The sequence below is a fragment of the Methylobacterium sp. A52T genome (assembly GCF_053346095.1).
Genome location: NZ_JBKFBI010000154.1, coordinates 1 through 13,861 on the forward strand (window position 1 = coordinate 1; position 13,861 = coordinate 13,861).

Sequence of the window (13,861 nt, forward strand, 5' to 3'; positions counted from 1 at the left end):
GCTACGCCCTGACGCATCACCGGATCGACAACCCCGTCCGGCTCCCGGAGGGGCCGGCGGCCGAGCCCGCCCGCGGCGACGCCGTCGCCTACGTGGGGCGCCTCACCCGGGAGAAGGGCGCCGACCTCGTGGCCGACGCCGCCCGCGCCGCCGGGCTCCCGGCCCTGTTCATCGGCGCCGGGCCCCTGGAGGCGGAGCTGCGCGCCCGGGACGGCGTGGAGGTGATCGGCTGGCAGCGGCCCGAGGCGGTCTGGGCGACGCTCCGGGCCCGCGCCCGGGCGCTCGCCGCGCCCTCCCGCTGGTACGAGACCGGGCCGCTCACGGTCTACGAGGCGCTGGCGGCCGGCATCCCGGTCGTGGCCTCCGACCGCTCCGGCGCCGCCGAGAAGGTCCGGCACGGCCGGACCGGCTTCGTGGTCGCGCCGGAGACCGCGCCCCTCGCCGAGGCGTTCGCGGCGCTCCGGGACGACGCCCTGGCGGCCGCCCTCGGAACCGAGGCGCGCCGCCTCTTCTGGGCGGCCCCGATGGGTCTGGCGGCGCACACGGCGGCGCTCCGCGCGCTCTACGCCGGCCTGGCCGAATCGGCGGCCGGTGCGATGCAGCATCCGCCCGCGCTCGCCCTGGAGCAACGGTCCTGACGCCTCCGGCACGCTCGGTATACCAGAAGAATTCACGATCCGTTCGCACTCCTCTGGACAGGGAGATAGTTTTTTGCCAATCGGGCTGCCGCCGGGATCAGCAATCTCAGCCGCCTGATTCAATGGCGTAGCTTGCTCGCAACCTGCACTCGGGCCGCGGCACCGTGATGATGACTTCGTGAGATCATCGGATCGGAATTTTAACGGGCCTCCGGATCCGCGAGTGCGCCCCGAACCTGCACTTGACTTCTTGTTGCAGTGCAACATATAGAGGGGCGTCAACGCGGACGCATGCGGCGTCCCGCTCCAAGGATGATGCTGGAGACATCGATGCAGATCCCGAACTTCGAGATCCCGACCGAGATGCGCGACTTCGCCGACAAGAGCGTCGATCAGGCCCGGACCGCCGTCGGCACCATGATGGCGAACGCCGTGAAGGCCGCCGAGCAGGTCCAGGCCTCGGGCCAGACCTTCCAGTCGACCCTCAGCGCCGCGGTCGCGAAGGGGTTCGATCACGCGCAGGCCAACGCCAACGCGACCTTCGACTTCGCCCAGAAGCTGGTGCGCACGAAGGATCTCCGCGAGGCGTTCGAGCTCCAGTCCGAGTTCGTCCGCAGCCAGTTCGCCGCGCTCCAGGCCCAGGCCAAGGATTACGGCACCCTGGCGCAGAACGCCGCCGCCCGCTGAGGCCGGCCGCCCCGGTCCGCGATCGGGGCACGAAGATCGGGATCCGGCAGGGCCGCCCAGGCCCGCCGGATCCCCCGCTCTGACGCCCGGGCGTCACGGGCCCGGCGCCGACACCGCCGGCGAGCCGGCCGCGCACGACCTCCGGCCGCCGCTCCGTCGGGACGGGCCGACGCCGACAGGAGGAGATCGCGCGATGGGAAAGCCGCGTCGACCGAGGAGCCGTCCCGCCGGGACGCCCCAGCCGTTGCAGGACGCGTCGGCCACCCCCGAGATCCAGGCCGCGGCCGCCCCGATCGCGGCGGATGAACCCGCTCCCGATCCGGCGCCTGACCGATCGCCTGACCACACCGCCGAGGCCGTCCGGACCGGCGCCAAGACGGTGGACGCGGCCATGACCGGCGCGGCGCCCGGTGGGGCGCCCGAAGCCGCGGCCGAGACCGCGCCCGACGGCGCGGTGGACGTCCCGTCCGACCCGGTGGCCACAGCCGCCGAGACGGCGTCCGAAGCCGAGTTCGAAGCCCGGTCCGAAGCCGAATCCGGAACCGAGGCGGTGATCGACATCGCCCCCCCGCCGGTGCCGGGCACGGGTCCGGGACTCGCCGCGGCCGCGAACCGAATCAGCTTCACCCCCGACCGCCTCGACGTCGTCGAGATCGGCTCGATCATCGCCCGCTACATGCGCGGCGAGGGCGAGGCGGCCGTCGCGCATCTGCGGGCGCTCTCGGGCGCCCGCTCGCCGGCCGACGTCATCCGCCTGCAGGTCGGCGAGGTCCAGCGGGCCGCCGACGCGTCCCTGACCTGCTGGGTCACGGTGGTCGGGCAGGCGAGCCGGGTCGTCGCGTACCGCTGAGGCGCGGCGCCGGGGCGGCCGGGACTTGTCGCATCCCGGCCACAAGGCCGGCCCGATCGAACCCGCGGCGGCAACGGCCCGTTAACCAAGCCGGTCCCATGCCTTAACGGAGGGCACGGGAGACGACACCGGACCGATGCCGAACTGCGCGCGCCTGATCCGTTCCGCATGGCTCCGCCTCGCCGTCGCGCTCCTGCCGGCGCTGGCGGGGATGCCGGCCGCCGCACAGAACGGCGAGAAGCCGGCCGTCGCCATCGGGGCCGACGTCGCGAGCCAGGCCGGCACCACGCGCCTCACCCTGACGCTGTCCCGGGCCGTCGAGGCCCGCGGCTTCGTGATGGAGCGGCCCGACCGGGCGGTGATCGACCTGCCCGAGGTCAATTTCCAGCTCGATTCCGGGACCGGCAGCCGCCGCGACGGCCTCGTGCAGAGCTTCCGCTACGGCCTGTTCGCGCCCGGGCGGTCCCGCATCGTGATCGACCTCACCGCCCCGGCCACCGTCGGGAAGATCGAGACCGCGACGCGGCCGCGCGACGGCGCGGTGCTGCTCACGATCCCGCTGCAGCGCGCCGACCGCGACGCGTTCCGCAAGGCCGCCGCCACCGCCGATCCCGCCCCCGCCCAGGCCCGCGCCGCGCCGCCGGAGCCCGCCGACCAGCGGCCGCTGATCATGGTCGATGCCGGCCACGGCGGCACCGATCCCGGCGCCATCGCGGTGGGCGGCGTGTTCGAGAAGGACATCGTGTTCGGCTTCGCCCAGGCCCTCGTGGCGAAGCTGGAGGCGGGCGGCCGCTACCGGGTCCGGATGACCCGCGACCGCGACGTGTTCGTGCCGCTGGCCGAGCGGGTGCGCCTCGCCCGCGACGCCAGGGCCGACCTGTTCGTGTCGATCCACGCGGACTCGATCTCGGCGGCGCCCCAGGTGAGCGGCGCCACGATCTACACCAATTCCGAGAAGGCCACGGACGCCGAATCCGCCAAGCTCGCCGAGCGCGAGAACCGGGCGGATTCCGCCGCGGGCGTCGACGCCGCCGAGGCGCCGCCGGACATCGCCGACATCCTGCAGGAGCTGACCCTGCGCGAGACGCGGGGCTTCTCGTCGGGCTTCGCCCGCACCCTGATGGGCCAGCTCGCCCCCGTGATGAAGATGAGCGCCAAGCCCCACCGCGAGGCGCGCTTCGTGGTGCTGCGCTCCCCCGACGTGCCGAGCGTGCTCGTGGAACTCGGCTACCTCTCCAGCAAGCGCGACCTGGAGATGCTGCAATCGCCGGAGTGGCGGGCCGACGTCACCGGCTCCATGGCCAAGGCGATCGACCAGTTCTTCACCAACCGCGCCACGCTCGGCCGGCCGGCCCCGACGCGCCGCGCGGCCGCCGCCGCCCCAGTTTCACCATAGATAGAGTGTCGATACGGGACGTCCGACGCCCCGTCGCACGGCCGCCGAAACCGGCATTCCGAGGGGGTCTCACGGGACCGTCCGGGGGCCGGCCGCGCAGCGCGCGGGGTGCACGCGCCGGATGAGCCGATTCCGGCATTCGGCCGGGCCAGCGACGAGCGGAACACCGGATGCGTCTGATCCTCCGTTTCTTTGGGATCCTGTTCAGCGCCGCCGCGGTGCTGTTCGTGGTCGGCGCGGCGGTGGGCGGTTACTTCTACTGGAAGTACAGCCAGGACCTGCCCGACCACGCCGCGCTCTCCAATTACGAGCCGCCGGTGATGACCCGCGTCCACGCGGCGGACGGCTCGCTGCTGGCCGAGTACGCCCGCGAGCGCCGGCTGTACCTGCCGATCCAGGCAATGCCGAAGATCGTCGTGGCGGCCTTCCTGTCGGCCGAGGACAAGAACTTCTACAAGCACGGCGGCATCGATCCCGAGGGGATCGTGCGCGCCTTCCTGACCAACGCCAAGTCGGGCAAGCGGCAGGGCGCCTCGACCATCACCCAGCAGGTCGCCAAGAACTTCCTGCTCTCCTCCGAGCAGACCTACGACCGCAAGATCAAGGAGGCGCTGCTCGCGCTCCGGATCGAGGCGGCCTACTCGAAGGACAAGATCCTCGAGCTCTACCTCAACGAGATCTTCCTCGGCACGATCGTGCCCGGCCGCAACCTGCACGGCGTCGCGGCCGCCGCGCTCGACTATTTCGGCAAGTCGGTCCACGAACTGACCATCAACGAGGCGGCCTACCTCGCCGCCCTGCCGAAGGGGCCGAACAACTACCACCCCTACCGCAAGACCCAGGCGGCCCTCGACCGCCGCAACGAGATCATCCGCCTGATGGCGGAGAACGGCTACATCACCCGGGAGGAGGCGGATTCCGCCAAGAAGATGCCGCTCGGCGTCAACCCGCGCGTCGCCTTCCCGAACGCCGCCAACGCCAACTACTTCACCGAGGAGGTCCGCCGCGAGATCTCCGAGCGCTACGGCGAGAAGAAGCTCTACGAGGGCGGCCTCTCGGTGCGCACGACCCTCGACCCGAAGATGCAGGCCTGGGCCCGCAAGGCGCTGGTCGACGGCCTCGTGCGCTACGACCAGGCCCATGGCTGGCGCGGTCCGGTCACCAAGGTCGACCTGACCGGGCGCGACTGGGGCATGGCGGCGGCCGAGGTCCCGGCGCTCGGCGACGTGGCGCCCTGGCGGCTCGCCGTGGTGCTGGGCAACGGCGGCGGCGGCGTGCAGATCGGCCTGCAGCCCCGGCGCGAGGCCTCCGGCCAGGTCGGCAAGGACCGCGAGACCGGCGTGATCGTCCCCGAGGGCATGCGCTGGGCCGGCCGCGCCAATCTCCAGCCCGGCGACATGGTCTACGTCGAGGCGATGGACGGCGGCCGCGGCCAGTTCCGCCTGCGCCAGAAGCCCGAGGTCTCCGGCGCCATCGTGGCCATGGACCCGAACACGGGCCGCGTGCACGCGATGGTCGGCGGCTTCTCGTACGACGAGTCCGAGTTCAACCGCGCCACCCAGGCGATGCGCCAGCCCGGCTCCTCGTTCAAGCCGATCGTCTACTCGGCGGCGCTGGACAACGGCTACACCCCCGCCTCGATCATCCAGGACACCCCGATCACCATCGAGGCCGGCCCCGGCCAGGAGGCCTGGACGCCCTCGAACTACGACGGCAAGTCGGGCGGCCCGCACACCCTGCGCTACGGCATCGAGCACTCGAAGAACCTGATGACGGTCCGGCTCGCCAAGGATGTCGGCATGCCGCTCATCGCCGAGTACGCCCGCCGCTTCGGCGTCTACGACGACATGCTGCCGGTGCTGCCCATGTCGCTCGGCGCGGGCGAGACCACGGTCATGCGCATGGTCACCGCCTACTCGATGCTCGCCAACGGCGGCCGGCGCATCCGGCCGACCCTGATCGATCGGATCCAGGACCGCATCGGCGAGACGATCTACCGGCACGACAACCGCAAGTGTATCGGCTGCGACGCCGAGAAGTGGTCGGGCCAGGACGAGCCGAAGTTGGTGGACGATTCTGAGCAGGTGCTCGACCCGCTGACCGCCTACCAGATGGTCTCGATCATGGAGGGCGTGGTCCAGCGCGGCACCGCCACGATCCTGAAGCAGATCGGCAAGCCCCTCGCCGGCAAGACCGGCACGACGAACGACGCCAAGGACGCGTGGTTCGTGGGCTTCTCGCCGGACCTGGCGGTCGGCATCTATATCGGCTTCGACAAGCCCCGCTCGCTCGGCGACCGCGCCACCGGCGGCGGCCTGGCGGCGCCGATCGCCCTGGAGTTCCTGAAGACGGCCCTCAAGGACAAGCCGCCGACGCCGTTCCGCGTGCCCCCGGGCATCAAGCTGATCCGCATCAACCTCGCGAGCGGCACCCGCGCCGGCTCGGGGGAGGGCGCCGGAACGATCCTGGAGGCGTTCAAGCCGGGCACCGCGCCGCCGGATTCCTACTCGGCGCCGTCCTCCGGCGGCGGCGGCCAGGCGGCCGCCCCGGCGGCGGTCGCGCCCGATCCCGACCGGGCCGCGCAGGCCGGCGGACTCTACTGAGGCGGCTCGCCCCCGCCCGGCTCCCTCTCGACCGAGAGGGCTCACAACCGAGATCGCTCTCAGCCCAGGTCGGGTCCCCCGGCCTGGGCTTTCGCGTTACGGATCCGGGGCGACGGTGCGACGGACGGGTCATCGCCGGGTCGAGAGGCCCGCGATCGCGACCGACACCGTCCGGGATCGCGCGGCTTTGCCCGAAGGGCCGGAAGGCGCGGCGCCCATATAGTGCGGGCCGTTCTCGCGCGGAGTCCGCCTTTCGGCACCGCCCCGCGTCGCGCTCCGCAGGCGCACAGAAAAAAGCCGCCCCGGAGGGAGCGGCTCGAGGAGTCATCAGGGAGGCATCAAAACAGAGCGGACAAACATGTCCAACTCGACATCCAGATCACTGGATGCCTGTTTATGCCTCGAAAACCTTAATGCGGAGTTAAGGCGCGTTCTCGCCCGTCGATCTCAGGCCGCCAGGCTGTCGAAGAGCCCGCGCCCGTCGGTGCCGCCGACCAGATCCTCGACGAAGTTCTCCGGGTGCGGCATCATCCCGAGGACGTTCCCGGTCTCCGACAGGACGCCCGCGATGGCGTTGAGGGAGCCGTTGCGGTTCGCCTCGACGGTGATCGCGCCGGTCGCGTCGCAGTAGCGGAAGGCGACCCGGCCCTCGCCCTCGATCCGGGCCAGGGTCTCGGGTTCGGCGAAGTAGTTGCCTTCCCCGTGGGCGACGCAGACGTCGATCACCTGGCCCCGGGAGTAGGCGCTGGTGAAGCGGGTGTCGGTGCGCTCCACCCGGAGCGTCTGCCGGTGGCAGATGAAGCGCCGGTCGATGTTGCGCATCAGCACGCCGGGCAGCAGGCCCGATTCGCACAGGATCTGGAAGCCATTGCAGATGCCGAGCACGAGGCCGCCGCGGGCGGCGTGGGCCCGGACCGCGTCCATGGCGGCGGCCCGGCCGGCGATGGCGCCGCAGCGCAGGTAGTCGCCGTACGAGAAGCCGCCGGGCAGGACGGCGAGGTCGGTGCCGGCGGGGAGCGCGTGGTCCGCGTGCCAGACGAGGCTCACCTGCGCGCCGGAGCGCCGCAGGGCCCGGACGACGTCCGACTCGCGGTTGGAACCCGGGAAGACGACGACCGCGGCGTGCATCAGAGGATCTCGATCGCGTAGTTCTCGACGACGGTGTTGGCCAGGAGCTTCTCGCAGGCCGTGCGCAGCGTCGCCTCGGCGGCGGCGCCGTCGGCCGCCGACACCTCGATGTCGAAGACCTTGCCCTGCCGGACGCCGTCGACGCCCTCGATGCCGAGGGACCTGAGGGCGGCCTCGATCGCCTTGCCCTGCGGGTCCAGCACACCGGTCTTCAGGGTGACGATGATACGGGCTTTCATGGATCTACGGGTCTCACGCGTGTCGGGACGGGGGTGTGACCTGCGACAACGTCACACAGACCGTCGCCGGTCGCTTCTAACAGGAAGGCCGGCGCACTGTCGAACACGCCGCACGCATAGGGATCATTCCGCCGCTGGATGCAACTTGAACGAAGAAGCCGCCCGCGCGCGCTCGTTCAGCGATGCGCCGCCGGGGCCGGGCCCCGCAGGGGCTCGATGCTGGTCGCCCGGCGCCAGAGCTGGAGCATGATCCAGGCCGCGAACAGGCTGAACAGCCCCATCAGGACGTGTCCGACCCGGTCGCCGAGATCGAAGATGCCCGCGATGGCCCAGCCCGCCGCGATGGCCACGGCGAACACCTCGGTGCCGACGAGGACCATCATGCTGATGATGGTGATGGCGTTGCGCCCGTTCACGAGATCCGCCCTCGAAAAGATTTCGGGCCCCGGACGAACCGTCCGGGACCCGCGCAGCTAGCCTACAGAGGCGGGGCGATGCAACCGACCGGACCGGTCCGGGCCGCCGCCCGGACTAAGACTCGGCCGCGGCTCGGACTGCGACCCACCTCAGCGCGGCGCGCGCTTGGCCAGGATCCGCTGCAGGGTCCGCCGGTGCATGTTGAGGCGCCGGGCGGTCTCGCTGACGTTGCGGCTGCACAGCTCGTAGACGCGCTGGATGTGCTCCCAGCGGACTCGGTCCGCCGACATCGGGTTCTCGGGCGGGTCGGCCCGCTCGCCCGGCTGCGCCATCAGCGTGCCGTGGATCTCGTCGGCGTCGGCGGGCTTGGCGAGGTAGTCGAAGGCGCCGAGCTTCACCGCGGTGACCGCGGTGGCGATGTTGCCGTAGCCGGTGAGGATCACGCCGCGGGCCTCGGGCCGGCGCTCCTTGAGGCGGGCGATCACGTCGAGGCCGTTGCCGTCGCCGAGGCGCATGTCGATCACCGCGAAGGCGGGCGCGCGCGCCTCGACGGCGGAGACGCCGTCCGCGACGCTGTCGGCCACCTGCACGTGGTAGCCGCGGCTCTCCATGGCGCGCGCGAGGCGGGTCTGGAAGGGCTTGTCGTCGTCGACGATCAGCAGGCTGCGGTCGGAGAAGGCGGCCAGCGGATCGGCATCGTTGATCACGGCGGGGTCGGTCGCCGCCGAGGTCCCGGGCTGCGTGAGCATCCGGCACTCCTTTCGGGTTTTCGTCGTCGGGTTCTTGGTCTGTCCCTCATATAGGTACGGCATCGCCCGGTGGCAGGGGGGCGCGGATACTGAGTTCCGGAGAATGTCGCGGCGCGGCGCCGCGCTCGAAGATGTGCCGGGCCCAGGAGACGCGCACGATCGCCCCGTGGGCGTCCGGCGCCGCGACGTTCATCAGGGCGAGCTGCGCCCCCGAGCGCTCGATCAGGGTCTTGGCGATGAACAGCCCGAGGCCGAGGCCGGCCCCCACAGTCCCGCCGGATTGCGGCCGGTCGTGGCTGCGGGTGGTGACGTAGGGCTCGCCCGCCCGCAGCAGCACCTCGCTGGAGAAGCCCGGCCCGTCGTCGCGGATCTCGATCCAGACCCGGTCGGGCGTCCAGCGCCCCTCGACGGTGACGCCGGCCTCGGCGAAGTCGACGGCGTTGTCGAGGATGTTGGCGAGCCCGAACATGACGCCCGGGTTGCGCCGGCAGGCCGGCTCCGGTCCCTCGCCGGCGCTGGTGACGGCGAGGGCGGCGCCGAGTGCCCGCTGCGGCGCCACCAGCTCCTCCACGAGGTGGCTGAACGTCACCGTCTCCAGGAAGCCGGCCCCGGCCCCGTCCCCGTCGAGGGAGGTCAGCTTGCCGAGGATGCCGCGGCAGCGGTCGACCTGCTCGCGCAGCAGGTTGAGATCCTCCGCCACCGCCGGCGAGGCGGTGGGGCCGAGCTGGCGGATCAGCTCCTTGGTCACCACCATGATCGTGCCCAGCGGCGTGCCCAATTCGTGGGCAGCCGCGGCCGCGAGCCCGTCGAGCTGCGACAGGTGCTGCTCGCGGGCGAGCACCAGCTCGGTGGCGGCGAGCGCCTGGGCGAGGAGCCGGGTCTCCTCGGCGACCCGCCACGCGTAGACGCCCGTGAAGGCGGTGCCGAGCAGGATCGCGGTCCAGACGCCGGAGACGTACAGGAACGGCAGCTCGATCCGCCCGTCCGCGAACCAGGGCAGGGGCCGGTGCACCAGGGCGAGCAGCGTCGCGAGGCCCACCGCCAGGAGGCCGAGCGCCAGGGTCCGCTCGGGGGGCAGGGCGGTGGCGGAGATCAGCACGGGGGCGAGGAACAGCAGCGAGAACGGGTTCTGGAGCCCGCCCGTGAGAAACAGCAGGGCCGCGAGCTGCACGATGTCGAAGGCCAGCAGCAGGGCCGCGGAATCGTCGCTGAGCCGGTAGCTCGCCGGGAAGCGGATCCGCAGGGCGAGGTTCAGCCAGGACGAGGTGGCGATCACCAGGAAGCACCAGCCGAACGGCAGCGGCAGGCCGAGGCCGAACTGCGCCCCGACGACCGCCGCGCTCTGGCCCGTGATGGCGAGCCAGCGCAGGCGGACGAAGGTGTCGAGCCGCAGGTGTCGCGCGTCGCGACCGAGGCCGCTGAGATCGGTATCGGGCATAGGCTGTAACGGGCTGTAACGGGCTGTATCGGTGCGTCGCCGGACGGACCCGCCGCCGCGGCGTCCCCTGGACTCCCTTCGCATGACGCGGCGATGGGAATCCCGGCACACCGCCCCGGACACGTCGTCGCTGGCGGACGATCGCCCGCGGACGTGGTCACAGGCAAGTCGCCGCAGCTCCGGGATGTTCCGCCCGCGTTCAGGGTGGAGCATTATCCTACCGACTCGGGTTGCAGGGGGTATGGGCCGCGCGGCTCGATGCCCGCGGCCGGAGCGAGACCGCGAGGTGACGATGCTGCTGGCCTATTCCCTGTACGAGGGCGCGCGCGCCCTGATGGCACCCGCCCGCGTCGCCGCCGACCTCACCCGCTACGGTCTGCAGATGCCGGGCAATCCCCTGGCCTACGGACCCTACGCCCGCGCGGTCAGCGCCGGCTGCGAGATGTTCGAGCGCGTCACCCGCCAGTACGGCAAGCCCGCCTTCGGCTTCACCGAGACGGTGGTGGACGGCGCGGCGGTCCCGGTCACCGAGCGGGTGGTCTGGGAGCGGCCGTTCTGCCGCCTGATCGCCTTCGACCGCGCGTTCCCGGCGGCCCCCGCGGAGCCGCAGCCCAAGCTGCTGATCGTCGCGCCGATGTCGGGGCACTACGCCACGCTGCTGCGCGGCACCGTCGAGGCGATGCTGCCGAACCACCGGGTGTTCATCACCGACTGGACCGACGCCCGGATGGTGCCGCTCTTCGCGGGCCAGTTCGATCTCGACGACTACATCGACTACCTGCAGGAGATGTTCGCGGTCCTGGGGCCGGACCTGCACGTCATGGCGGTGTGCCAGCCGGCGGTGCCGGTCTTCGCCGCGGTGGCGCTGATGGAGGCGGCCGACGAGCCGGCGGTGCCGACCTCCATGACCCTGATGGGCGGCCCGATCGACACCCGCCGCTCGCCCACCGCGGTGAACTGCCTCGCGCAGGAGCGCGGCCAGAAGTGGTTCGAGCAGAACACGATCAGCCTCGTGCCGCCGATCTACCCGGGCGCGTGGCGCCGGGTCTATCCGGGCTTCCTGCAGCTGTCGGGCTTCATGGCGATGAACTTCGACCGCCACGTCACCGCCCATTCGGACATGTTCGACCATCTGGTGACGGGCGACGGCGACTCGGCCGAGAAGCACCGCGAGTTCTACGACGAGTACCTCGCCGTGATGGACCTGACGGCCGAGTACTACCTCCAGACCGTGCAGACGGTGTTCGTCGACCACGCCCTGCCGACGGGGCGGATGACGCACCGCGGCACGCCGGTCGATCTCGGCGCCATCCGCCGCTGCGCGATCCTGGCGGTCGAGGGCGAGAACGACGACATCTCCGGCGTCGGCCAGACCAAGGCGGCCCTCGACCTGACGCCGAACTTGTCCGAGGCGCGCAAGGCCTACCACCTCCAGGCCGGCGTCGGCCATTACGGGGTGTTCAACGGCTCGCGCTACCGGTCGGTGATCGCCCCCCGCATCGCGGCCTTCATCCGCGCCATGCAGGCGGTTCCGGGCACGCGGAGCGGCCACCTGCGGCAGGTGGGCTGAGGCGCCCATTCCGGCGCCCGCCACCCCGGCTGTCCCGCCTCCGCGGGGGCTCGCGGACTCCCACAGCGCAGGCCGAAGGGCGAGGGGATCTCCGGCCTCGCGCTCGATCCCGAGCTGCGAAACGCTGTGCGATCCCGTGTCCGATCGATGATGTCGGCATAGCCGTCATCGCGGCGCACGCGATGACGGTGCGGGACATGTCGACCGAGACGCCGCGCGCTCCGCGATCCTGAATACATAACGCAGTGACGGCCGGGCTGGCGCGGGCCTTGCGAGACGCCGCCCGTGAGTTCGAGCCGCACCGACACAGCCCCTCTCCATGCCGACGTCGCCCCGTGGCCGGCGGCGGTGCGGACGCGCGCCCGGACGTCGTTGTCACCACGGGCCATTGCGCCCGCGCATCAGAACCGTTCAAACTCGCCCGCAAGGTGCGGGCCGGCGACCGATGCTTGAGATCCGCACCGCCAGGGAGAAGACGATGGACCGCAGGACCTTTCTCAAGGGTTCGGCTGCGCTCGGTTTGGCTGCGCCGCAGCTCGCGCGGCCGGCCCTGGCGCAGGGCGGCAAGGTCCTGCGCTTCGTGCCGCAGGCGAACCTCGCGAATTTCGACCCGATCTGGGGGACCCAGTACGTGGTGCGCAACGCCGGCACCCTCGTCTGGGACATGCTCTACGGCGTCGACGCGCAGCTGAAGCCGCAGCGCCAGATGGTCGAGTCCGAGGAGGTCTCGGGCGACAAGCTGACCTGGACCTTCCGGCTGCGCCCCGGCCTGAAGTGGCACGACGGCGAGCCGGTGCTGGCCAAGGACGTGGTGGCGAGCCTCACCCGCTGGATGGCCCGGGACCCGATCGGCCTGATGATCCGCGGCATCCAGGACGACCTCACGGCGACCGACGACAGGACCTTCCAGTGGCGCCTGAAGAAGCCGTTCCCGAAGCTGCTCTACGCGCTCGGCAAGACCAACGCGCCGATGGCGCTGATGATGCCGGAGCGGATCGCCAAGACCGACCCGTTCACGCAGATCACCGAGTATGTCGGCTCGGGCCCGATGAAGTTCGTCCGCAACGAGTGGGTGCCGGGCGCCCGGGCGGTGTTCGAGACCTTTACCGACTACAAGCCCCGCGACGAGCCGAATTCCTGGCTCGCGGGCGGCAAGCGCATGCTGGTCGACCGGGTCGAGTGGGTGATCATGCCCGACCCGGCCACCGCCTCGGCGGCCCTGCAGAACGGCGAGGTCGACTGGTGGGAGAACCCGATCTCCGACCTCGTGCCGCTCCTGCGCAAGAACGGCAGCCTCAACGTCGATATCGCCGACCCGCTGGGCAATGTCGGGTCGTTCCGGATGAACCACCTGCACCCGCCCTTCGACAACCCGAAGATCCGCCAGGCCGTCATGACCGCGATGAGCCAGGAGGATTACATGCGCTCGATCGTCGGCGACGACGACAGCCTGTGGAAGACGCTGCCGGGCTTCTTCACGCCGGGGACGCCCCTCTACAGCGAGGCGGGCGGCGGCAATGTCGGCAAGGGCGACATCAAGCTCGGCCAGAAGCTGCTCAAGGAAGCCGGCTACAAGGGCGAGCCGGTGGTCTGCATCGTGGCCCAGGACCAGGGGATCACCAAGGCGCAGGGCGACATCACCGCCGACCTCCTGAAGAAGATGGGCTTCAACGTCGACTTCGTCGCCACCGACTGGGGCACGACCGGCACCCGCCGGGCCTCCAAGGCGCCGCCGTCCCAGGGCGGCTGGAACATGTTCCACACCTGGCACGCGGGCGCCGACTGCATCAATCCGGCGGGCTACCCGGCGGTGCGGGCGAGCGGCGAGAAGGCGTGGTTCGGCTGGCCGAACATCCCGCCGGTGGAGACCGCCATCGCCGAGTGGTTCGACGCCGCCGACCCGGCCGCCGAGAAGGCCGCCATCGACAAGGTCAACGCCGCCGCCTGCGAGGGCGTGGTCTACGTGCCCACCGGGTTCTTCCTCGGCTACCAGGCGTGGCGCAAGAACGTCTCCGGCATCGTGAAGGGGCCGATCCCCTTCACCTGGGGCGTGTCGAAGGCGTGATGGCGCGGGTGGTCATGACGGCGCGTGCCGCGCTCTCCCCCTCTCCCCGCGCGCGGGGAGGGGGGGCGGGGGGGGCTGGTG

12 protein-coding genes are annotated in these 13,861 nt (G+C 71.5%); 7 read left to right on the forward strand and 5 right to left on the reverse strand.

Features of this window, described 5'->3' with window-relative positions; genetic code table 11:
- From ACLBYE_RS26105 to ACLBYE_RS26125, 5 genes are all read left to right on the forward strand, one after another.
- Positions 1–638, forward strand: a 638-nt coding sequence (locus tag ACLBYE_RS26105; protein WP_447696391.1) for a glycosyltransferase, incomplete at its 5' end; no start/stop codon positions are given.
- A gap of 330 nt (positions 639–968) precedes the next feature.
- Entirely contained in the window at positions 969–1,325 is a 357-nt protein-coding gene (locus ACLBYE_RS26110) for a phasin (RefSeq protein WP_447696392.1), read from the forward strand.
- Between the two features lie 244 nt (positions 1,326–1,569).
- Positions 1,570–2,175, forward strand: a complete 606-nt coding sequence (locus ACLBYE_RS26115) for a hypothetical protein (protein WP_447696393.1) — start codon at positions 1,570–1,572, stop codon at positions 2,173–2,175.
- A gap of 136 nt (positions 2,176–2,311) precedes the next feature.
- Positions 2,312–3,571, forward strand: a complete 1,260-nt coding sequence (locus tag ACLBYE_RS26120) for an N-acetylmuramoyl-L-alanine amidase (RefSeq protein WP_447696394.1) — start codon at positions 2,312–2,314, stop codon at positions 3,569–3,571.
- Positions 3,572–3,741: 170 nt separating this feature from the next.
- Positions 3,742–6,174 carry a penicillin-binding protein 1A gene (locus tag ACLBYE_RS26125; protein ID WP_447696395.1) on the forward strand — a complete coding sequence of 811 codons (2,433 nt, stop codon included), beginning with the start codon at positions 3,742–3,744 and terminating at the stop codon, positions 6,172–6,174.
- A gap of 447 nt (positions 6,175–6,621) precedes the next feature.
- On the opposite strand, the gene purQ is transcribed toward ACLBYE_RS26125, so the two are convergent.
- From purQ to ACLBYE_RS26150, 5 genes are all read right to left on the reverse strand, one after another.
- A complete protein-coding gene (purQ, locus tag ACLBYE_RS26130) occupies positions 6,622–7,302 on the reverse strand; it encodes a phosphoribosylformylglycinamidine synthase subunit PurQ (protein WP_447696396.1) in 681 nt (226 codons plus the stop codon).
- Positions 7,302–7,541, reverse strand: coding sequence for a phosphoribosylformylglycinamidine synthase subunit PurS (gene purS, locus ACLBYE_RS26135; protein ID WP_020093986.1), 240 nt, complete (start codon positions 7,539–7,541; stop codon positions 7,302–7,304). Before purS ends, purQ begins: the two co-directional genes overlap by 1 nt.
- Positions 7,542–7,717: 176 nt before the next feature.
- A complete protein-coding gene (locus tag ACLBYE_RS26140) occupies positions 7,718–7,957 on the reverse strand; it encodes a hypothetical protein (protein ID WP_012321282.1) in 240 nt (79 codons plus the stop codon).
- Positions 7,958–8,107: 150 nt separating this feature from the next.
- Entirely contained in the window at positions 8,108–8,707 is a 600-nt protein-coding gene (locus ACLBYE_RS26145; protein WP_012321283.1) for an ActR/PrrA/RegA family redox response regulator transcription factor, read from the reverse strand.
- Positions 8,708–8,753: 46 nt separating this feature from the next.
- Positions 8,754–10,145, reverse strand: coding sequence for an ActS/PrrB/RegB family redox-sensitive histidine kinase (locus tag ACLBYE_RS26150; protein ID WP_020093985.1), 1,392 nt, complete (start codon positions 10,143–10,145; stop codon positions 8,754–8,756).
- A 292-nt stretch (positions 10,146–10,437) separates the two neighbouring features.
- Between ACLBYE_RS26150 and ACLBYE_RS26155 the strand changes: the two genes are divergently transcribed.
- Positions 10,438–11,715, forward strand: a complete 1,278-nt coding sequence (locus ACLBYE_RS26155; protein ID WP_447696398.1) for a polyhydroxyalkanoate depolymerase — start codon at positions 10,438–10,440, stop codon at positions 11,713–11,715.
- 478 nt (positions 11,716–12,193) lie between these two features.
- Positions 12,194–13,780: an ABC transporter substrate-binding protein gene (locus ACLBYE_RS26160; RefSeq protein ID WP_447696397.1), complete on the forward strand. Its 1,587-nt coding sequence runs from the start codon at positions 12,194–12,196 to the stop codon at positions 13,778–13,780.
- The last annotated feature ends 81 nt before the right edge of the window (positions 13,781–13,861 follow it).

Coding starts and splice junctions, on each gene's coding strand:
- ACLBYE_RS26110 (WP_447696392.1), top strand. CDS start 969: ATGCAGATCCCGAACTTCGAGATCCCGACCGAGATGCGCGACTTCGCC.
- ACLBYE_RS26155 (WP_447696398.1), top strand. CDS start 10,438: ATGCTGCTGGCCTATTCCCTGTACGAGGGCGCGCGCGCCCTGATGGCA.
- purS (WP_020093986.1), bottom strand. CDS start 7,541: ATGAAAGCCCGTATCATCGTCACCCTGAAGACCGGTGTGCTGGACCCG.
- ACLBYE_RS26125 (WP_447696395.1), top strand. CDS start 3,742: ATGCGTCTGATCCTCCGTTTCTTTGGGATCCTGTTCAGCGCCGCCGCG.
- ACLBYE_RS26145 (WP_012321283.1), bottom strand. CDS start 8,707: ATGCTCACGCAGCCCGGGACCTCGGCGGCGACCGACCCCGCCGTGATC.
- ACLBYE_RS26160 (WP_447696397.1), top strand. CDS start 12,194: ATGGACCGCAGGACCTTTCTCAAGGGTTCGGCTGCGCTCGGTTTGGCT.
- purQ (WP_447696396.1), bottom strand. CDS start 7,302: ATGCACGCCGCGGTCGTCGTCTTCCCGGGTTCCAACCGCGAGTCGGAC.
- ACLBYE_RS26120 (WP_447696394.1), top strand. CDS start 2,312: ATGCCGAACTGCGCGCGCCTGATCCGTTCCGCATGGCTCCGCCTCGCC.
- ACLBYE_RS26150 (WP_020093985.1), bottom strand. CDS start 10,145: ATGCCCGATACCGATCTCAGCGGCCTCGGTCGCGACGCGCGACACCTG.